The organism is Alloactinosynnema sp. L-07 (assembly GCF_900070365.1).
Lineage (GTDB): Bacteria > Actinomycetota > Actinomycetes > Mycobacteriales > Pseudonocardiaceae > Actinokineospora.
In genome coordinates this window covers 4,922,202-4,942,122 of record NZ_LN850107.1, presented here as the reverse complement: position 1 = coordinate 4,942,122, position 19,921 = coordinate 4,922,202, and the positions used below count along the sequence as shown (strand labels likewise).

Below are 19,921 nucleotides of genomic sequence, written 5' to 3'. Positions count from 1 at the left end.
GCGCCGGAGCCGCACATGCCGCCCAGCAGCGGGCGAATCTCGGAGCTGCTCGCCCGCCGGCTCGACGCCATCCTCGGCGCCGGGCCTGCGGTCAGGCGTGGTGGTCGGCGAGCCGGGTCAGCAGGCGGTTGAGCTGCTGCCGCTCGGCGGCCGACAGCGGGGCGAGCAGATCGTCCTGAGCCTCGCCGACGATCCGGTCGAGGACCTTGAGCTGCTTCACCCCGGCCTTGGTCAGCTGGACGATGTTGCGCCTGCGGTCGACCGGATCCGGTGTGCGGTCCACCCACCCCTGGTCGAGCAGGTCGGCCACCGCGCCCGCGACGTCGCTGCGGTCGAGGCCGCAGCGACGGCCCAGGTCGGCTTGGCTGGCGGGGCCGAACTCCTCCAGGGCCGCGAGCATCGAGTAGTGGTAGCGGCGGGTGCCGGTGCCTTCGAGCCGGTCGGTGACGACGTTGCGGGCGGTGACCGAGTTCTGGTTGATCAGCCAGCTCGTCAGCGAGCGCAGCCGAGCCGGTGCTGAACGAGTGTCCATGTGGTTCACCGTAGCGCTTCCGATCGACTGGTGATACGTTGGTCAAACCAACGTTGGTACAGCCAACGAATTAGGAGGAGCAAGTGAACGCGGTTCTCGACATCACCCAGCTTGTCTACCGGCTCGCCGCCTGCCTCGACGATCATCGGTTCGACGACTTGCGCGAGCTGTTCACCGACGATGTCTCAGCCAGCACGCCAGGCGGAGTCGCCGAAGGTCGCGACGCGGTCATCGCGCAAGCGTCGCGCAATCATGAGGAGTACCAGCGGATCCAGCATCTGATCTCGAACGTGCTGGTCGATGTGGACGGATCCGAAGCCGCTGTGCGCGCGAACTTGATCGGGACGTTCGTCGGCAAGGACGACAAGCCTGTGCTCGAACTCGGTGCCGTGTATCGGTTCCGGGCGCGCGAGATCGACGCCGAGTGGAGGTTGTCGAGGGTGGAGGTCGCCCCGGTGTGGCGCGCTTAGGGCCTAGGTCGACTGGTATGCGGCGATGGTGAGTTCCGCGCACCGGCGCCAGGTGTGGGCCGCGGCGTGGGTGCGGCGGGCGGAGAGGGTGGCGGGGGACAGGGGGCTGTCCAGGACGGCGGCCAGTGCCACGGCCATGGCCTCGGTGTCGCCGAAGGGGATCAGGGTGGCGTGGCCGCCGGAAACCTCGCGCAGCGCGGGCACGTCCGAGCAGACCACCGGGACGTCGCAGGCCATGGCTTCCAGCACGGGCAGACCGAAACCCTCGTCCCGCGAGGGAAGCACGAGCGCGCTCGCCCCCGCGACCACGCTACGCAAGTCCACTTCGGACAGATAGCCGGTCGAGATCACCCGCTCCGACCCCACCGCGTGTCCAGGACCCGCGAGTACCAGCGGCGGTAGCGACGGGGTGGCGGCGTGGGCGTCGAGCAGCCAGCCCAACGCCTTGCGGGGGCCCGCCGCGCCGACGAAGAGCAGATACTCCTTGGGCAGGCCCATCTTGGCGACCAGGGCCTCGTTCGGCGGGCGCGCGGTGAACCACTGCGGGTCGACACCGAGCGGGGTCACCCGGACCTTGTCCTCGGACACCCCAAGCCGCTCGACAACCCGCTGAGCCACCGCGCGCGTCGGTGTGCAGATCACGGTCGCGCGGTCGGCCGAGAGCTGCACCAGGCGCGGGAGTTCGGCGTCGCTGGGCGGAAGTTCGTCGGGGAAATCGAGGAAAGCCAGGTCGTGGATGGTCAGCACGCCCTTGGCCCGGGCGGCGGCGGGGAGGACGAAGTTGGTCCCGTGCACGACATCGGTGAACCCGGCGAACAGCTCGATCGGCGGGAACTGGCCGCGCACCCACGCTTTGCGCAGCAGGCGGGCGGGCACCGGGAACCCGCGCGCCTGGGAGCCGTGCGGCAGGACATGGCGCAGCTTGCGCCAGCCGCGCAGGGTGAAGGCGACCGCCCGCATGTTCACGTCCGGCGAGGACGCCAGTTCCTCGGCGAGGGCGGCGGTGTAGCGGCCGATGCCCGTGCGGGAGCCCAGCAGCGGGGTCCCGTCGATGAGGACGCGGATCGGGCGGTCAGACATCGCCTGGGCCACCCCCGCGCAGTTTGTCCTTGGCCAGCCTGCGGACCCGGCCCGCGGCGCGGCGGGCCAGTTCGGTGGGGCCGCCGCCGTCGAGGTACTCGCGGACCAGGGCCAGGTCGCGCCGGACCGTGCCCGCCGCGCCCAGGGGCGCCCGGCGGACCAGCGGCTCGGCGCCCGGCAGCCGGTCGGTGGCCGGGCGGGGGTCGCGGCAGAAGGCGGTCAGCGGGGCGAGCGCGTTCTCCCAGGTGAACCGCTCCCGCACGCCCGCGATCCGGTCCTGGCAGGCCTGCGCGAACTCCGTGTCATAGAGGACCCGCTCCAGCGCGTCGGCCAGCGCGTCGACGTCCTCGGCCGGGACGACCACGCCCAGGCCCTCCGCGCGCACGAGTTCGGCGAACGAGTCGCCGTCGGTGGTGACGATCGGCAGACCCGCCCACAGGTAGTCGAGCACCCGCGTGCGGAAGGCGAAGGTCGTCTCCACGTGCTCGTAGTGCGTGGTGACCCCGCAGTCGGCGTCAAGCAGCCAGTCCTGACGCTGGTCGTAGGGCACCCACGTCTCGTTGAAGAACACGTGCCTGCCGGTCAGGTCGAGCCGACTGGACAGCGCGCGCACCTGGGCGCCGATGTCCATCTCCGGCACCTCGGGATTCGGGTGCTTCATCCCCAGGAACACCAGCCGGACCTCCGGCCGCCGCCTGGCCAGCGTCCCGATGGCGCTGACCAGCGTCAACGGGTCGAACCAGCTGTAGACCCCGCCCGCCCAGAGCACGACCTTGTCGCCGTCGCCGATGCCGGGCAGGCCGCCCTTGATCGGGTTGCGGCTCTGCTGCGGCGGCTTGCCCGGCAGGCCGAACGGCACCACGTCGAGCACCGATCGCAGCGTCGGGTCGCCGTCGTAGAGCGACGGTGTCAGCCTGCCCAGCGACATCAGGTGGCCCAGCCAGAAGTGCCGTTGCCGCTCCGAGGCGCAGATGAAGAAGTCGCCGCGCTCCAGCTGCGTGTTGAGCACCTTGGTCACCCCGACCAGGTCCAGTTCGCGCTTCTCGGCGATCTCGTCCTTGCCCTGTTCCAGCAGCTCAAGGTGCATCGGGTCGTAGACGTCGCACACGACGATCTTGGTGGAGTCCGCGTGCTTGAGCGACGGCACCAGCTCCAGCGCGTGCCCCTGGACGATCACCACGTCCGCCCAGGCCACGTGCGGTTCCAACTCGCGTCGCTTGGCCCGCAGAACCGGGAACGCCGCGTCCGGCGGTGCGCACACCGGGTTGACCGTCACCAGCCGCACGTCGTGTTCGGCGGCGAGGATGTCGGCCATGTTCCACGCCCGGATCGCCGGGCCCGCCATGCGCTCGGCCAGCGCGTCCCCGGTGATCACCAGGATCTTGCGGCGCGCGCCGAAGGCCTGCTCCAGGCCCAGCGCCTCGACGATCGCCTCGTGCGCGGCCAGGTAGCGCGGCAGCGGGTACGCGGGCTCCATCGCCTTGCGCATCAGCGGAACCAGGTCCGCGTCCGACCGCACCCGGGCGGCCTGCTCGACCGCGCGGGAGGCCGCCAGCGAGGGCAGCATCTCGACGAACTGGTCGATGGCGAGGATTCCGGCGAGCGTGGTCCGGGGGATGGACACCGGGCCCTCGCTGCCGTCGCGGCGGGTGATCTCCAGCTGCGTCGGGTCGACGTCGCCGCGCGCGGTGGCCCTGCGCACGGCCAGGGCGAGCGCGCCCGGCAGCGCCTTGGCCAGCGTCTCGTCGGAGAGGTTCTTGTAGAGCGCGGCCAACGCGTTGCGCTCCAACAGGTACAGCTCGCGCGACTGGTCCTTGGTGTCCACTTCGGACATCGACGCGTGGTGCCGGTGGTAGGCCAGCGACGTCGGCTCGTAGCGCACCCGCCAGCCGCGCAGGTTCAGCCGCCAGCCCAGGTCGACGTCCTCGTAGAACATGAAGAACCGCTCGTCGAACCCGCCGAGCTCGCGGTAGACCCCGGCCCGGACGAACATCGCCGAGCCGGTGGCGAACAGCACGTCGCGCGGGTCGTCGTGGCTGCCGTCGTCTGGCTGGCCGGCGTGGCGCTTGTAGCCCATGCCGAACCAGGTCAGGCCCGCGTCGACGAAGTCGATGTTGGTGCCGTCCCAGTCCAGGACCTTGCTGGCCACCGCCGCCACGTCCGGCTGCTCGGTCAGCACCCGCACCGCCGCGCGCGCCCACTGCCGATCGGGCCGCGCGTCGTTGTTGAGGAAGGCCAGGACCGTGCCGCGCGCGTGCCGGGCACCCAGGTTGCAGCCTCCGGCGAAGCCCAGGTTGGCCCCCGCCTCGACCAGTTCGACCCCGTCGACCGCGCCGATCTTGGCCGCACTGCCGTCCTGGGAGTCGTTGTCGACCACGATGACCTGCAGCCGGTCGGCCGGGTAGTCGAGGTCGGCCCGCAGCGCGCGCAGGCAGGTCAAGGTGTCCTCGGCGCCCCGGTAGTTCACCAAGATCACCGACAGTGTGGGCAGTGCCCCCTCGACCACGCCGACTCCTCCCCGTAGCTCCTGGGCCATAGCGTGCCTTATCGGCGTTGGTCCACGTCGCCCGACTGGCCGGACCACTCCCGCCAGACCGCCGTCCGGGCGTCCGGCGTGCAGAGTTTGATCTTGAGACGGGCCGCGACCGCGCGCGGCAGCCGGGCGGCGACCTGGCTCAACACCCGCAGCCGCAGGCCGAGTTGGAAGTTGTGCGCGTCCGGCACCCCGGCGCGCAGCGGCAGCACGGCGGTGAGCAGCGCGAACCGTGCCACCTGGGCCGCGGCGACGCGCGCGGGCGCGCACCGCAGCAGCGTGAGCAGCCGGTTGCGCTCGTTCCACAGGTGGAAATCGCGGGACCCAGGCGCGGTGCTCGCCCCGTGCAGGTGGACCACGTCCACCGGGACCGCCACGACCGACCAGCCCGCCAGCCGCAGCCGCCAGGACGTGTCGGTGTCCTCGTAGTAGCAGAAATACTCGCCTGGGACCCCGCCGACCTGCGCCAACACCGCCGCCCGGACCAGCGCGGCGCCGCCGCAGAAGCCGAAGACCGGGCCCGCGGTGGCGTCGGCGCCGTGCCCGTCGGCGGTCAGCCGGACGCCGACCGACTGCACCGCGCCCGCCGGGGACACCAGCCGGGCGCTGGCCGCGGCCGCGGTCGGGTCGGCGTCGAGGGTGTCCTCCAGCCGGGCCAGCCAGTCCGGTCCGGGGGCGGCGTCGTCGTTGAGCCAGGCGACGAACGCGGTGCCTGGATCGCCGACGGCGGCCAGCGCGCCCGCGTAGCCGACGTTGACCGGCAGCCCGCGCACCTCCGGCGCGCTCGGATGGGCGGCGGCGATCGCGGCGGAACCGTCGGTGGAGGCGTTGTCGACCACGATCGCGCGGTGCGGCCTGGTCTGCGCGGCCAGGGCGTCGAGGCACGCGGCGAGGTGTGCCCGGCCGCGCCAGGTGACGACGACGACGGTCGTGCGGACGTTCACCGGCGCGACGCTACCGCAGGCATGCCATCCTTCCGGCGTGCCCGAGCTGGTCGTCCTCACCGAGCAACTGCTGTCCCCGGTTCCGGGCGGAACCGGCCGCTACACCCGCGAGCTGGCCGCCGCTCTGGCAGCCGCCGCTCCAGTGGGCTGGACAGTCCGCGGCGTCACCGCGCGCCACGCCGACCTGTCCCCGGCGGCGATCCCCGGCGTGCTCGGCCCCCGCGCGCTCGCGCTGCCGAGGCGGGCGCTGACGCTGGCCTGGGAGTACGGCATGCCGCTGTGGCCCGGCGGCGACATGGTGCACGCGCCCACCCCGCTCGCCCCGCCCGCGCGCGGCGGGCTTGTGGTCACCGTGCACGACACCGTGCCCTTCACCCACCCAGAGACGCTGACTCCGCGTGGCGCCGCCTGGCACCGCAAGGTCATCCGCCGGGCCACGGCCACGGCGGCGGCGGTGATCGTGCCGACCCAGGCCGTCGCCGACGACCTGGCCAGGCACGCGCCCGGACCCGCACCGGTGCACGTGATCGGGCACGGGGTCACCGCCGCCGAGCCGACCCCGGTCGACGGCCTGCCGCCGGAGTATGTGCTGGCCATCGGCACCGTCGAGCCACGCAAGGGCCTCGACACCCTGGTCGCCGCGATGGCGGGCCTCTCGCGCGCCGCGCTCGTCGTAGTCGGCCCGCGCGGCTGGGGTGAGGTTGATCTCGACGCCCTCGCCGACCGCCACGGCCTGCCCCGCGCGCGGCTCCACGTCCTCGGTCGGGTGACTGACGGCGAACTCGCCACGGTGCTGCGCCAGGCCGCCGTGCTCGCCGCGCCGAGCCGGGCCGAGGGGTTCGGGCTGCCGGTCCTGGAGGCGATGGCGGCGGGCGTCCCGGTGGTGCACTCGGACGCACCCGCCCTGGTCGAGGTCGCGGGCGGGGCCGGGATCACCGCCCGCCGCGACGATCCAGCCGACCTGGCGCGTGCTCTTCGGGAGGTGCTTGAGCGGCCGGACACGGCCGCCGACCTGGTCGCCAGGGGCCGCGCGCGGGCCGCCGGGTTCACCTGGGCGGGGGCGGCCGAGGCGGTCTGGCGGCTGCATGTGAGCCACTGGGCTAACAAGAGTGGAGAAGGAAGTTAACCGGTTCGGTCATTCCGCCGACATCGGCCGTCGTACGCTGTCCAGCGTGTCCGACCCCGCCGTGCTCATCGACGCGACCGCGGTGCCCGCGGACCGCGGTGGGGTGGGCCGGTATGTCGACTCGCTGGTCGCGGCCCTGGCCGCCGACGGCGCCGCGCTCAGCGTGGTCTGCCAGCCCCGCGACACCCGGCTCTACAGCGAACTGGCCCCCGACGCGCGGATCGTGCCGACCTCGGCGTCGGTGACCACCCGCACCGCCCGGCTGACCTGGGAGCAGACAACGTTGCCGCGGCTCGTCCGCAGGCTCAACGTCGACGTGCTGCATTCCCCCCACTACACGATCCCGCTGGCCAACCCGGCCGCGTCCGTGGTCACCCTGCACGACGCGACCTTCTTCACCGACGCCGTGCTGCACCACTCGATCAAGGCGACGTTCTTCCGCGCCTGGACCAAGACCGCCCTGGTCCGCGCCGCGCGCTGCGTGGTGCCGAGTGTGGCGACGGCGGCCGAGCTGACGCGGGTCGCCAACGCCGACCCGCGCAGGCTCGACGTCATCCAGCACGGCGTGGACACCGAGCGCTTCCACCCACCCTCGCCCGCCGAGGTCGCCGAGGCGCGGGCCGTGGTCGGGCTGGGGGACCAGCCGTACGTCGCGTTCCTCGGTGCTCTGGAGCCGCGCAAGAACGTGCCCGCCCTGATCCGCGGTTTCGCCGCGGCCTGCAAGGGCCGAGCGGAGCCGCCCGCGCTGGTGCTGGCCGGTCAGCCCGGCTGGGACCACCAGATCGAACGCGCGCTCGACGCCGTGCCGCACCGCCTGCGCGTGATCCGCGCGGGCTACCTGCCCTTCGAGAACCTCGCGGGCTTCCTCGGCGGCGCCGCGCTGGTCGCCTACCCCAGCCTCGGCGAGGGCTTCGGCCTGCCGGTCCTGGAAGCGATGGCCTGCGGGGCGTGTGTGCTGACCACGCGGAGGCTGTCGCTGCCCGAGGTCGGCGGCGACGCCGTGGCCTACTGCGGCGTCGGCGCGGGCGACATCAGCGCCGCCATCGCCGACCTGCTCGACGACCCGGCCCGCCGCGCGGTGCTGTCGGCCGCGGCCCAGCAGCGGGCCAAGGAGTTCTCCTGGAGCCAGTGCGCCGACCGCCACCGCGAGGTGTACGAACGGGCGCTGCTGACCCACCGCCGGGCCCGCTGAGCCTGCGTGGACAATGTTTGGTCGTGACCGAAACCTACGGTGCCGAGATCGCCGTCGTGACCGTGACGTACTCGCCCGGGGAGACGCTCGACCGGTTCCTTGTGACACTGGACAAGGCCACCTCCCGCCCGGTGCACGTGATCCTGGCCGACAACGGCTCCACCGACGGCGCCCCTGAGGCCGCCGCCGAGACCCACGACAACGTCGAACTCGTGCGAACCGGCGGAAACCTCGGCTACGGCGCGGGCGCCAACCGCGGCGTAGCCGCCCTGGACGACAGCTACGGCTGGATCGTGATCTCCAACCCCGACGTCGAATGGGAGCCGGGTTCCCTCGACACCCTCCTCGAAGCCGCCGACCGCTGGCCCCGCGGCGGCGCCTTCGGCCCCCTGATCACCGAACAAACCGGCGCGGTCTATCCGTCGGCCCGCGAGATCCCGTCACTGGGCAAGGGAATCGGGCACGGGGTACTGGGGAAGGTGTGGCCGGGCAACCCGTGGACCAAGGCGTACAAGCAGTCGGCGACGGATGTCCGGGAGCGGGTCGCAGGCTGGCTGTCGGGCTCGTGCTTCCTGATCCGCAGGGAGGCCTTCGACTCGGTTGACGGTTTCGATTCCCGCTACTTCATGTACTTCGAGGACGTCGACCTCGGCGAACGCCTGGGCAGGGCTGGCTGGCAGAACGTCTACGTACCCACAGCCAAAGTCATGCACATCCAAGGCGTATCCACGGCAAAGGCATCGACAAAGATGCTGGCAGCCCACCACGACAGCGCCTACCGCTACATCGCAGACCGCCACCAGGGCCCCATCTGGGCGCCAGTACGCCTCGCAGTGAAGGCAGGCCTAGCACTACGCCTTAAGCTCGAAACCCGCTAAGCGCAACGGGCCGAATCCAACGGCCTGTTTGGGTGGTTCGCCTTGATTTGGGGGAAATGGGCCTAAAATCGCGGTGCGGGTGAGGTTCCTTGAGCTCGCCTTTTGACCCGCACAGGCCCATTTCTAGGGGCCCCAAATCAAGGCGAACCACCCAAACAGGCACCTCACCGGGCAGCTGGGCCGTGGTTCGGCCCAACCAGGCTCAGCCGTCGAGCCGCTGCGTAAAGGTCTGCCGAGGCTGCGGCGACGGCCTCGTCGTGGGCACCAGACCGTCCACTTGCTCCGGTCGTGCCTGCGGAAGCTGTTCCGTGGGACGGGAACGCGGGTCGACCGGGTGCTGGGCCCGACGAGGCGGAGCGGCCAGCGACTGCGTCGCCGCGTCCTGGGCGATCGCGGGAAGCTCCTCGGTCGCCACCGGGAAGACCATGGTGACTTCAGTGTCGTCCAGCGCGTTCACCACAGCCCGTGGGATCTGCAGTGTCGCGGAGGCGTCCATGGGAGAGATCGCACTCTCCGGAGTGACGACGAAGGCGCCACGGGCACGTGCGCGGGCGAGAATGGCGTCGGCGCGCTCTCGGGGGTCCATAGAGTGCCCTCTCCTGCGTCGCTCCATGTGCCCTGCCAGAGTATCTCTCCAGTCGCGTGCCGTCATCGGCCAGCGCCGATCGGACGGGTCAGATGTAATCGAGTTCGCCGCGTTCGCGCAGGATCTCGGTCAGCTTCTTGATGTCCTGGGCCCGGTCGCGCCTGCACACCAGGACCGCGTCCTCGGTGTCGACCACGATCAGGTCGTTGACGCCGAGGGTCGCGATCAGGCGGTTCGCCGGGACGACGACCACGCCCTTGCCGTCGACCACGATGACCTTGCCGTTGCCGCTGGTCGACACCGATCGGCCGCCTTCGCCGACGTCGGTGCCGAGCAGGTCGCCGAGGGTGTCGAAGTCGCCGATGTCGCTCCAGCCGAAGTCGCCGGGGACGGTGGCGACCTTGCCCTCGGCGGCGGCCGGTTCCATCACGGCGTACTCGACGGCCACCTTCGGCACCGACGGCCACAGCTGGGACAGCACGGCTTCTTGCGCCTCGGTGTCCCACGCGGCGGCGATGGCCAGGATCGGCTCGGCCACGTCGGGGCGGCGGGCGGACAGTTCGGCGAGGAAGACGTCGGTGCGCCAGACGAACATGCTGGCGTTCCAGAGGTAGCTGCCCGACTCGACGTACTGGGTGGCGACCTCGAGGCTCGGCTTCTCCTTGAACTCCAACAGCTTCTGGATGACCCCGCGCTCGGCGGGTTCACTGCACCGCAGGTAGCCATAGCCGGTCTCGGGGCGGGTCGGCGTGATGCCGATGGTCATCAGGTTGCCGTCGCGCGCGCCGTCGACCGCGCGGGCGACGGTGTGGGCGAACTCGTCGGTGTCGGTGATCAGGTGGTCGGCGGCGAAGGAGGCCATGACCGCCCCCGGCGCGCGCTTGTCGATCACCGCGGCGGCCAGCGCGATGGCCGCGCAGGAGTCACGGGCCAGCGGCTCGACCAGGATGTTGCGCTCCGGCAGGTCCGGCAGCTGCCGCGCGACGCCCGCCGCGTGCGCCGTACCGGTCACGACCAGCAGGTTCTCCGCCGAGGAGAGCGGGGCCAAGCGGTCGAAGGTGGCCTGCAGCAGTGACCGGTCGGTGCCGGTGAGAGGGTGCAGGAACTTCGGGTTCGCGGCCCGCGACAGCGGCCACAGGCGGGTGCCGCTGCCCCCGGCGGGCACGACGACATGCAGTTCGGCAGTCACAGAGCTTGGTGTCCTTTGGTCCCCGGCGGGCGTGATGTGCGGACCACTGTAGCCAACCGGCGGGTACGGTCCTCGTGATGACCGCGATCCCCGCCCCCGCCGCCCTGGTACGGCACTGGGCACCCGACGGCCCGCATGACGTCGCGAGCGCCCTGCGCCCGCTGCGGCGCGGCCCGGGCGACCCGGCGTGGCAGCAGGACGAGCGTGGGCTCTGGCTGGCCGCCAACACCCCGGACGGAGCGGGCACGCTCTGCCTGCGCATCGGCGACGACGTGGCCGCGTCAGCCTGGGGGCCCGGCGCGGAGCGGCTCATCGACGGCCTGCCCGCGTTGCTCGGCGCCGAGGACGACGACTCCGGCTTCGTCGCGCACCATCCGCTCGTCGCGGAGTCCCGGCGCAGGCGCCCCGGGCTGCGTTTGGGTTCGACCGGGCGGGTGTGGGACGTGCTGCTCGCGGCGATCATCGAACAGAAAGTGACCGGCACCGAGGCCTACCGCACCTGGCGTGACCTGGCCCGCCGCTTCGGCGACCCCGCGCCCGGACCGGCACCCGCCGGCCTCACGACCCCGCCTTCGCCGCGGGCCGTGCTGGGCATCGAGGACTGGGAGTGGCACAAGGCAGGCCTCGACGGCGCCCGCCGCCGCGCGGTGCTCGCCGCGGCCCAAGTGGCGGGCCGACTGGAGCGCGCGGTCGAGCTCAAGGGCGAAGAGGGACGGGCCCTGCTGCGGAAGGTCCCGGGCATCGGCGTGTGGACCGCGGCGGAGGTCGCCCAGCGCGCCTGGGGCGACCCGGACGCGCTCAGCGTCGGCGACTACCACCTGTCGGACCTCATCGGCTATGGCCTGCTCGGCCACAAGATCGACGACGACCGGATGCTCGAAGAACTGGCCCCCTACACCCCACAACGCCACCGCGCGGCCCTCTACGTCCTGCTCGGCGGCCCCGGCAAACCCCGCTTCGCGCCGCGCTTCTCACCGCGCGACTACCGCAGGCTCTGACTCGAAGAAAAGTCGGGCGGCGATGTCGAGAACCCGTGACCTGCTCCGTCCCCGCACTGAACGCGACCGGACTGGGTCGCATCAGCACCAAGGAGAACCACGATGGCCAAGTACTTGCTGCTCAAGCACTACCGCGGCGCCCCGTCAGCGGTCAACGACGTGCCCATGGACCGGTGGACGCCCGCGGAGATCTCGGCCCACATGCGGTACATGAGCGACTTCGCGGCCCGGCTGGAGGGGACCGGCGAGTTCGTCGACGGTCAGGCGCTGGCCCCCGAGGGGACGTGGGTCCGCTATGACGGCGAGGGTCGTCCGCCGGTGACCGACGGCCCGTTCGCCGAGACCAAGGACCTCATCGCGGGCTGGATGGTGATCGACGTCGACAGCCACGAGCGCGCCGTCGAGCTGGCCGGGGACCTGTCGGCCGCCCCGGGCGCGGGCGGGAAGCCGATCCACGAGTGGCTTGAGGTGCGCCCCTTCATGGCTGCGCCGCCCACCATCACGGAGTGACCTGTGAACGAGGTCCTACTCAGGAGCCTCACGCCCAGCGTGCTCGGTATCCTCGTCCGCCGCGGAGCAGACTTCGCGGCGGCCGAGGACGCCGTGCAGGACGCGCTGGTCGAGGCCGTCCGCGTCTGGCCCGCCGACCCGCCGCGCGACCCGAAGGGCTGGCTGATCACCGCGGCCTGGCGCAAGTTCCTCGACGCCACCCGCGCGGACGTCGCCCGGCGCAGGCGTGAAGACCTCGTCGAAGAGGAGCCCGTGCCCGGGCCCGCGCCCGCGGTCGATGACACGCTCCAGCTCTACTTCCTGTGCGCCCACCCGTCGCTGACGCCGTCATCCGCCGTCGCGCTCACGCTGCGCGCCGTTGGAGGGCTGACCACCCGCCAAATCGCTCAGGCCTACCTGGTGCCCGAAGCGACCATGGCGCAGCGCATCAGCCGGGCCAAGCGCACTGTCTCGGGAGTGCGTTTCGACCAGCCCGGCGACGTCGCCACCGTCCTACGCGTTCTATACCTGGTCTTCAACGAGGGCTATAGCGGCGATGTCGATCTCGCTGTCGAGGCCATCCGACTCACCCGGCAGCTTGCGACTGTGATTGATCACCCCGAGGTGGCCGGCCTGCTCGCCCTCATGCTGCTCCACCACGCCCGACGCACGGCCCGGACCGCGCCCGACGGCAGCCTCGTGCCGCTCGCCGAGCAGGACCGCGGCCGATGGGACACCGAGTCGATCACCGAGGGCGTCGAGATCCTGCAGGCGGCCCTGGCGCGCGACCGACTGGGCGAGTTCCAGGCTCAGGCCGCCATCGCCGCACTGCACGCGGACGCGCCCACGGCAGGGGAGACCGACTGGGTACAGATAGTCGAGTGGTACGACGAACTCGCGCGCCTGACCGACAGCCCGGTCGTCCGGCTCAACCGCGCGGTGGCCGTCGGCGAGGCGGACGGCCCCATCGCAGGCCTCGCGGCACTCGCGAAACTGGACGACTCACTGCCCCGCCACACCGCGGTAGCGGCCTACCTTCACGAGCGCGACGGCGACCTGGAGACGGCAGCCCGGCTGTACGCCGATGCGGCTCAACAGGCACCCAACCTCGCCGAACGCGACCACCTAACCCGCCAAGCCGCCCGACTCCACAACACCCGCCAGCCGCACTGACGCCCCGGACGACATCCGGGTCCCGGACCAGCGATTGTAGGATTGTCGGAACGTTGGATCCCGGCTTGAATCCGGGTTTTGGTGGCGATCCTGTAGGATTTCTACCTGAGAGTCTGTCTGGGCAACGTTTCGCCAGGGTATAGGGAGGCCGGCGGTGCTGGTGCGGTTTCGGGTCGCGAACTTCCGGTCGCTTCGAGGAGAGGCTGAACTTTCCTTCGTCGCGTCCGACTCCGATGACGCGATCGTCCGGCGCACCGGCGTCGAGTCGGGCGGCAAGGAGATCGGCATCATCCCCGCGGTCGGGGTGTTCGGGGCCAACGCTTCCGGCAAGTCGAACCTGCTGCAGGCGCTGCTGGCGATGAGGGCGGCCGTGCGCGACTCGATGGTGTCCTGGGCGGGTGGACATGGGGTGCCTCGGGAGCCGTTCGCGCTCGACCCTACTTGCGGGGACGAAACAACACTCTTCGAGGTCGATCTGCTGTTGCCTGAGGGTTCGCGTCGCGACGGGCGGAAAGTGCGCTACACGTACGGATTCGAGTTGTCCGACGATCGGGTGGAGGCTGAGTGGCTGCACGCCTACCCCAAAGGAAACAAGCAAGTTTGGTTCGATCGCGATCCGGGGCGTAAAGGCAAGGAAATTCACTTCCCCAATGAGAACCTGCGTGGCGCCAAGGAACATCTGGTCGCATCGACCAGGCCAAATGCGCTCTTTCTGACAGTCGCGGCCACCCTCAATCACCCGCAGCTGTCTCCCATTTATCGCTGGTTCCTGGACAACCTGTCGATGGTCAGCTCCGGCGACGATATGACGAAGCGTGCCGAATACACCAGGAAGCGGCTGACAGATCATCACGATACCGGTTACCGCGGTCGAGTCGAGTCGCTGCTGCGGCTGGCGGATTTGGGAATTCTTGGGCTGGACGTGGACAGCGCGAAGCCGGTCGACCAGCAGATACGGTTGCTGCACCGCGGAAGCGGTGACGAACCGGTGGCCCTCGAGTTCCACTCCCAGGAGTCCCTTGGCACTCACGCGTGGTTCGCGTTCATCGGGCAGGCGCTGGACAAACTTGACAGTGGGTCGGTCTTGCTCGCGGATGAACTTGACTCCAGCTTGCACCCGATCCTCGCCGCCGAGGTCATCCGGCTCTTCCAGGACCCGGTCGCCAACCCGCACGGCGCGCAGTTGCTGTTCACCACTCATGACGCGACCCTGCTCGGCACCGGGATGGTTGGCAGGCCGCTGAGTCGTGACCAGGTGTGGATCGCGGCGAAGAAGTCGAGCGGGGAGACCGAGCTGTATTCCCTGATCGATGCCCGGCCGCGCAGGGACGAGAATCTGGAGCGCGGCTATCTCCGGGGCCGCTATGGCGGCGTGCCGAGGGTGACCACCGGCGAGATGGCGCGAGAAGTCGCCGACCTGGTGGCGGGGCTCGCGTGAGCAGGCGGCGCGATTCGAACGCGGACCGGCCGATCCACCGCAGGGTTGGGCCACGTCGCGACCATCGGGTGGGCGGTTGAGGGCGAGCGAACGGAGTTCGACACTTCAACTACCCCAAGACGGGCTCGCCGAACGCGACCACCTAACCCGCCGGGCCGCCCGACTCAACAACGCCCGCAACGATTGTAGGATTGCCGAAACGTAGAATTGTAGAATGATCCAAGCCGCGCCGACCCACAAAGCAGCATCGGGTGAAACTGGGCGATCACGCTGTGTCTGGGGGGACGACGGCCCCTAAGCTGCCTGGCGTGTGGGGTGCCTTATCCGCCACCGCTTTTTCCCCACAGGGGCCGTCGTAGGGGCCCCGGGCACAGCGTGATCGCCCAGTTTCACCCGATGGTGCGGCCCAAGCCAGACGGCCCGGACGACGCCGGGTCCGCTGATCGGTTGAACAGCGATGTGAACAGGGTGAATCGCTGAACGGCAGGATCCGCGAACAGCGGGCGACGTTGAACAGCGGGCGCCGTCTACCCACGCCGGATTGTTCAACTTAAGGATTGTCGGATTGTCACCGAGTCTGCTGCGCGAGCGCCGCCTCAACAATCGCCAACGCATCCTCCGTCGACAGTCCCAACTTATGAGCCGCCGACGCATAAGCCGCCGCCGCCGTGCGCGCGCGTTCCAGCGTCCGATCCCCCGCCGCCCCAACGAACGTCCCCGCTCGCCCGCGCGTCTCGACCAGACCAGCCTCTTCCAACTCCCGATAAGCGCGCGCCACGGTATTAGCCGCCAAACCAAGATCGGCCGCCAACTGCCGAACAGTAGGCAGCTTCGTCCCCACCGCCAGCGTGTGATCGTTGATCCCCTGCGCCAGCCCACTCCGAACCTGCTCGAACGGCGGCACCGCCGACTCCGGATCAATCCGGACGCTGATCACCGCGCGACCAAGGCGTCGATCATCTCCGCGATCCCGGCTGAGCCGTCCGGGTCGTCCGGCAGCGCGTCGATCGGCCACCACCGCAGATCCAGCGACTCGTCACTGCACACCGCGCGCGCACCCGCGGGCGCGCGCACCGCGAAACGGACGTCGAAATGCCGGGTCGGCACACCAAGCGAGCACGTGATCGGGTGCACGTCCACATGAAACGGCACCGGCTCGATCACCAGCCCGTCGATCCCCGACTCCTCGGTCGCCTCCCGCAGCGCCGCCCCCGCCAGTGACACATCCGAAGGCTCGCAATGGCCACCCAACTGCAGCCAGGTGCCGACGCGCGGGTGCAGGGTCAGCAGGACCTGGGACCCCGTGTCGTCCAGGACCAGCGCCGACGCCGTGAGGTGTCCGGCCGCGCACGCGCGTTCACACGCGTCCGGCCGTGCCGCGAGGAAACCGAGGTAGGCCTGGCGCAGGGACTCCTGTCCGCGGTCGGCGGGCTTCCACGAGGTCAGCGTGGCCACGGCGTCCGCGTGCAGCGTCATTTCTCCACCCAGCAGTCCTCGGTCGACATCGAGCGCGGGGTCAGTTCCTCCACCGGGTGCCCCACGGCGACCGCGCCCAGCGGCTCCCACGTGTCCGGCAGGTCGAGTACGCGCCGGACTACATCAGCGCAGAAGATCGTCGACGACACCCAGCACGACCCAAGTCCCTCGGCCGCCAGCGCCACGAGCGTGCCTTGCACCGCCGCGCCGCCCGCGATGGTGAACATCGTGCGTTCGGCCTCGGACCTGCGGGCGTCGGGATAAGTGTGCGCGCCGTCGCGGACCAGGAACGGCAGCAGGATCTCGGTGGCCTCGAACAGCAGCGCGCCCCGGCGGACGCGGCGTTCGATCCAGTCCGCGGGCATCCCGTCGCCGCGCAGGTCGGCCTTCCACGCCTCGCGCATCGCCGCGAGCAGTTCGTCGCGATGGTCGGCCAGCCGGACGAAGCGGACCGGGCGGGTGTGGTGCGGAGCCGGGGCGGTCAGGCCCGCGGCCACCGCGCGGCGCAGCGACTCCGGGTCGACCGGCTCGCCGGTGAACTCGCGCAGGGACCGGCGCAGCAGCACCGCCTCCTGCCTGCCCTGGGCGATGGACTCCTCGGTGCCCAGCCGGAACAGGTCGTCCTCGACCGACCGCAGCAGGTCGCGCGCGGTGGCGGTCTCGTCGCCGATCTCCAGGCCGCGCACCACCGCGACGGGCACGCCGCCGAGCTTGCCCTTGACCAGGTCGGCCGCCGCGGCGACCTCGTCGGCCACGGCCACCCTGGTCACCGACAGCTCGTTGCCCTGCGAGTCGATCTGGCCCGCGTAGGAGTGCAGCACCCGCAGCCCGGACGAGCCGATCGCGGCGTCGGTCTGCCCGATGCGCCACGCCCGGCCCATGGTGTCGGTGATGACCACGGCCACCTCGACACCCAGCCGCTCGCGCAGCCCAAGGCGCAGGGCCAGCGCCGAGGCGTCGGGGTCGACCGGCAGCAGCGCCAGCTCGTCGCCTGCCACGTTGGACGAGTCGATGCCCGCGGCTGCCTGCACGATGCCCAGCCGGTTCTCGGTGATCAGCGAGCGGAACTTGCGCGCGACGATCTTCACCGACTCTTCGAGTACCAGCTTGCGCCGGACCGCGTCGCGGGCCTCCGGGTCGGACGGCACCGACACCAGCTGACCCTCTACTTTGGACACGACCTTGCTGGTGACCACCACGATGTCGCCAGAGCGCAGCCACGGCGCCGCGGCGACGATGGCGCCGGTCAGGTCGTCGCCCGGCCGGAACTCGGGCAGCCCGCGCACCGGCAGGATCTCCACGGACCCCCGCGCACCGTGTTCAGACTGTTCACTCAACATCGACACCACCCAGGTCGAACGCCGCGCGAGCCATCGCGGCCGTCGCGTCCACATCGGACATCAGCAGCGGCACCGCGCGCACCAGCACCCCCGGCACGTCGGCGGTGTCGCCGGAGTGCACCAGCCACCCGTCGAGGATGCCGTTGTCGGAGCACTCGCGGGAGCCATAATGCCTGCCCACGGCCTCGGCGGACACACCGAGCCCGACCGCGGTCAGGCACGCGTCGGCCATCCCGCGCACGGGCTGGTCGTTGATGATCGGCGAGATGCCCACCACTGGCGCCTCGGTCTTGCGCAGCGCGGTCCGCACCCCCGGCACCGCCAGCACACTGCCGATGCTCACCACCGGGTTCGACGGCGCCAGCAGCACGATGTCGGCCGCGGTGATCGCCTCCACGACGCCCGGACCGGCACTGGCCTCGTCCGCGCCGACCGGCACGATCGACCGCGCCTTCGGCTCGGCGCGGTAGCGCACCCACCACTCCTGGAAGTGCACGGCCTTGCGGTCGCCGGTCTCCGGGTCGTCGATGACCACGTGCGTCTCGACCCGGTCGTCGGACATCGGCAGCAGCCGGACCCCCGGCTTCCAGCGGTCGCTCAGCGCGGTGGTGATGTCGGAGAGTTCGTAGCCCGCGCGCATCATCCGGGTGCGCACCAGGTGGGTGGCGATGTCCTTGTCGCCGAGGCCGAACCAGTCCGGGTCGGCGCCGTAGGCGGCCAACTCGTCCTTGACCGCCCAGGTCTCGCCGGTGCGGCCCCAGCCGCGCTCGGTGTCGATGCCCCCGCCGAGGGTGTACATGCAGGTGTCGAGGTCCGGGCAGATCCGCAGGCCGTGCAGCCAGATGTCGTCGGCGGTGTTCACCACCGCGGTGATCTCGTGCGGCGAGTCGGCCGGGGCCGGGCCGACCGGGTCGAGTCCGAGCAGTTTCTTGACGCCGAGCAGGAACCGGGCTCCGCCGACTCCGCCGACGACTACGACAACCTTCACGGTGGGTGATCCTCGCACGTTCGGGTGAGACCGGGCTCAGCGCTGCCAGAAGAAGAATTCGTCCGCGCCGTACACGGAGTACAGGACGTCGCCGCCGATGACCTCGAACAGCGCGTAGACGACCTCCCACAGCGCCGCGCTCACCCCAGGGATACCGATCAGGGCCGCGAACAGGAACAGCGGCGCCCACGGCCGCGCCTTCGCGCCGAACATGCGCGCCTGGTGGGACAGGAACGGCTCGATCGCGCCCCAGCCGTCGAGGCCGGGCACGGGCAGCATGTTGAGGATGAACGCGCCGAGCTGCAGCACGGCCAGGAACGACAGCGCCGCCGCCAGCGGAAGGGCGGGCTCGAACACGTTCACCGACAGCGCGAGCAGGATCGCGATGGCCAGGTTCGACAGCGGCCCGGCGAGCGACACGCTTGATTCCACTGCTCTGGAACGCAACGCGTGGTGGTTGATCCAGACCGCGCCACCGGGCAGCGGGATGCCGCCGATCGCCAGGAAGATCACCGGCATGAGCAGGCTCAGCACCGGGTCGGTGTACCGGCGCGGGTCCAGGGTCAGGTAGCCCTTGAAGTAGACCTCGCGGTCGCCGCCGCGGAAGGCGACCAGCGCGTGGCCGAATTCGTGCAGGCAGAGCGACACCACCCAGCCGCCGAGCACGAGCAGCACGACGCCCGCCGTCACGGCGGTTTCGCTGTTGAGCAGGGTGAGCAATCCACCGCCCACGGTGACGGCGAGGAGTCCGAGGAAAATGGGAGAAGGGCGAACCGCTGATCTCTGCACCCACCCAGTGTGGCAACGTATGCCGGTTGCGCGTCGGCCGCCCCGGCTCTCCGTACCGTTTCTGCTGGTACACGATCGGGTACAGCCTGCGCATAACGCATCACCCACCTGGGGGCAGCGCTTGACCCGCCGCCATGACAAGGGTGTAATCACATTGATGTCATTCGCCAGGGAGTAGCGAGTGCATCCGCCAGCCGGGAGTGCGGAAGGCGAGGAGGCGGGCGATATGCAGGGATTGAGTGACGGGGGTCGCGTCGTGGAGTGGGGCGAGCGTCCGTCGGAGGAAGTGGACGTGTTCGCCGGATTCTTCGACGAGACCGATGAACAGGAATGGCAGGAACGCGCGCTGTGCGCGCAGACCGACCCGGAGGCGTTCTTCCCCGAGAAGGGCGGCTCGACTCGTGAGGCCAAGCGCATCTGTCTTGGCTGCGAGGTCCGGTCGGAGTGCCTCGAGTACGCCTTGGCGCACGATGAGCGCTTCGGCATCTGGGGCGGCCTGTCCGAACGAGAACGTCGAAGGCTGAAGAAAGCCATGTAGGGAGTCGTCGCCGGGGGAGTGCGCTCGCGGGAGAGCGCTCGCCACGGCGACGACTCTCTGCGCCTGCCCGAGCCCCCGTGCGTTCGGTGGCCGAACCAGCTTGGTCGCCGATGAGCGGCCACGCAACGATTCGGGGCGGGGTGCGCGGGTTTCGGCCGGTGG

General features: G+C 70.8%; 20 protein-coding genes. 9 read left to right on the top strand and 11 right to left on the bottom strand.

What is annotated here, in order from left to right; translation table 11 throughout:
- Positions 1-91 precede the first annotated feature (91 nt).
- Positions 92-532 (bottom strand): MarR family winged helix-turn-helix transcriptional regulator, encoded by a 441-nt coding sequence (locus BN1701_RS22040; protein ID WP_054051784.1) that lies wholly within the window; start codon positions 530-532, stop codon positions 92-94.
- Positions 533-615: 83 nt separating this feature from the next.
- On the opposite strand from BN1701_RS22040, the gene BN1701_RS22035 reads away from it, so the two are divergent.
- Positions 616-1,002 carry a nuclear transport factor 2 family protein gene (locus BN1701_RS22035; RefSeq protein WP_054051782.1) on the top strand — a complete coding sequence of 129 codons (387 nt, stop codon included), beginning with the start codon at positions 616-618 and terminating at the stop codon, positions 1,000-1,002.
- 3 nt (positions 1,003-1,005) lie between these two features.
- On the opposite strand, the gene BN1701_RS22030 is transcribed toward BN1701_RS22035, so the two are convergent.
- The 3 genes from BN1701_RS22030 to BN1701_RS22020 are packed head-to-tail and all read right to left on the bottom strand — an operon-like array spanning position 1,006 to position 5,559.
- Positions 1,006-2,082 (bottom strand): glycosyltransferase family 1 protein, encoded by a 1,077-nt coding sequence (locus tag BN1701_RS22030; RefSeq protein WP_054056033.1) that lies wholly within the window; start codon positions 2,080-2,082, stop codon positions 1,006-1,008.
- Positions 2,075-4,618: a glycosyltransferase gene (locus BN1701_RS22025; protein WP_157368157.1), complete on the bottom strand. Its 2,544-nt coding sequence runs from the start codon at positions 4,616-4,618 to the stop codon at positions 2,075-2,077. Before BN1701_RS22025 ends, BN1701_RS22030 begins: the two co-directional genes overlap by 8 nt.
- Before the next feature lie 8 nt (positions 4,619-4,626).
- On the bottom strand, positions 4,627-5,559 hold the full coding sequence (locus tag BN1701_RS22020; RefSeq protein ID WP_054051778.1) for a glycosyltransferase family 2 protein: 933 nt from the start codon (positions 5,557-5,559) through the stop codon (positions 4,627-4,629).
- 37 nt (positions 5,560-5,596) lie between these two features.
- On the opposite strand from BN1701_RS22020, the gene BN1701_RS22015 reads away from it, so the two are divergent.
- From BN1701_RS22015 to BN1701_RS22005, 3 genes are all read left to right on the top strand, one after another.
- Entirely contained in the window at positions 5,597-6,685 is a 1,089-nt protein-coding gene (locus BN1701_RS22015) for a glycosyltransferase family 1 protein (protein WP_054056032.1), read from the top strand.
- A 61-nt stretch (positions 6,686-6,746) separates the two neighbouring features.
- A complete protein-coding gene (locus tag BN1701_RS22010; protein WP_054056031.1) occupies positions 6,747-7,877 on the top strand; it encodes a glycosyltransferase family 1 protein in 1,131 nt (376 codons plus the stop codon).
- 23 nt (positions 7,878-7,900) lie between these two features.
- A complete protein-coding gene (locus BN1701_RS22005) occupies positions 7,901-8,755 on the top strand; it encodes a glycosyltransferase family 2 protein (RefSeq protein ID WP_082860400.1) in 855 nt (284 codons plus the stop codon).
- Positions 8,756-8,957: 202 nt separating this feature from the next.
- Here BN1701_RS22005 and BN1701_RS22000 read toward each other — a convergent pair whose 3' ends face one another.
- Entirely contained in the window at positions 8,958-9,341 is a 384-nt protein-coding gene (locus tag BN1701_RS22000) for a hypothetical protein (RefSeq protein ID WP_054051776.1), read from the bottom strand.
- 88 nt (positions 9,342-9,429) lie between these two features.
- Positions 9,430-10,530, bottom strand: coding sequence for a mannose-1-phosphate guanylyltransferase (locus BN1701_RS21995; protein WP_172803297.1), 1,101 nt, complete (start codon positions 10,528-10,530; stop codon positions 9,430-9,432).
- 77 nt (positions 10,531-10,607) lie between these two features.
- Here BN1701_RS21995 and BN1701_RS21990 point away from each other — a divergent pair, with 77 nt between their 5' ends.
- The 4 genes from BN1701_RS21990 to BN1701_RS21975 all read left to right on the top strand — a co-directional run bounded on the left by BN1701_RS21990 (position 10,608) and on the right by BN1701_RS21975 (position 14,628).
- Positions 10,608-11,528 (top strand): DNA-3-methyladenine glycosylase, encoded by a 921-nt coding sequence (locus tag BN1701_RS21990; protein WP_054051775.1) that lies wholly within the window; start codon positions 10,608-10,610, stop codon positions 11,526-11,528.
- Between the two features lie 102 nt (positions 11,529-11,630).
- Positions 11,631-12,038 (top strand): YciI family protein, encoded by a 408-nt coding sequence (locus BN1701_RS21985; RefSeq protein ID WP_054051773.1) that lies wholly within the window; start codon positions 11,631-11,633, stop codon positions 12,036-12,038.
- Positions 12,039-12,041: 3 nt separating this feature from the next.
- The gene (locus BN1701_RS21980; protein ID WP_054051771.1) at positions 12,042-13,190 is read left to right on the top strand and encodes an RNA polymerase sigma factor; all 1,149 of its coding nucleotides are present in this window, start codon (positions 12,042-12,044) and stop codon (positions 13,188-13,190) included.
- 154 nt (positions 13,191-13,344) lie between these two features.
- Positions 13,345-14,628 (top strand): ATP/GTP-binding protein, encoded by a 1,284-nt coding sequence (locus tag BN1701_RS21975; protein ID WP_054051769.1) that lies wholly within the window; start codon positions 13,345-13,347, stop codon positions 14,626-14,628.
- A 568-nt stretch (positions 14,629-15,196) separates the two neighbouring features.
- Here BN1701_RS21975 and BN1701_RS21970 read toward each other — a convergent pair.
- Genes BN1701_RS21970 through BN1701_RS21950 form a run of 5 tightly spaced genes read right to left on the bottom strand, consistent with a single transcriptional unit; the run spans position 15,197 to position 19,221 of the window.
- Positions 15,197-15,562, bottom strand: coding sequence for a GntR family transcriptional regulator (locus tag BN1701_RS21970; protein WP_082860399.1), 366 nt, complete (start codon positions 15,560-15,562; stop codon positions 15,197-15,199).
- Entirely contained in the window at positions 15,562-16,104 is a 543-nt protein-coding gene (locus BN1701_RS21965) for an NUDIX hydrolase (RefSeq protein ID WP_054051764.1), read from the bottom strand. The genes BN1701_RS21970 and BN1701_RS21965 overlap by 1 nt, the downstream gene beginning before the upstream one ends.
- Entirely contained in the window at positions 16,101-17,444 is a 1,344-nt protein-coding gene (locus BN1701_RS21960; protein ID WP_054056028.1) for a coenzyme F420-0:L-glutamate ligase, read from the bottom strand. Before BN1701_RS21960 ends, BN1701_RS21965 begins: the two co-directional genes overlap by 4 nt.
- Positions 17,434-18,432 (bottom strand): 2-phospho-L-lactate transferase, encoded by a 999-nt coding sequence (gene cofD / locus BN1701_RS21955; RefSeq protein ID WP_054056027.1) that lies wholly within the window; start codon positions 18,430-18,432, stop codon positions 17,434-17,436. Before cofD ends, BN1701_RS21960 begins: the two co-directional genes overlap by 11 nt.
- 36 nt (positions 18,433-18,468) lie before the next feature.
- Entirely contained in the window at positions 18,469-19,221 is a 753-nt protein-coding gene (locus BN1701_RS21950; protein WP_054051761.1) for a site-2 protease family protein, read from the bottom strand.
- A 226-nt stretch (positions 19,222-19,447) separates the two neighbouring features.
- Between BN1701_RS21950 and BN1701_RS21945 the strand changes: the two genes are divergently transcribed.
- Entirely contained in the window at positions 19,448-19,759 is a 312-nt protein-coding gene (locus BN1701_RS21945; RefSeq protein ID WP_054051759.1) for a WhiB family transcriptional regulator, read from the top strand.
- The last annotated feature ends 162 nt before the right edge of the window (positions 19,760-19,921 follow it).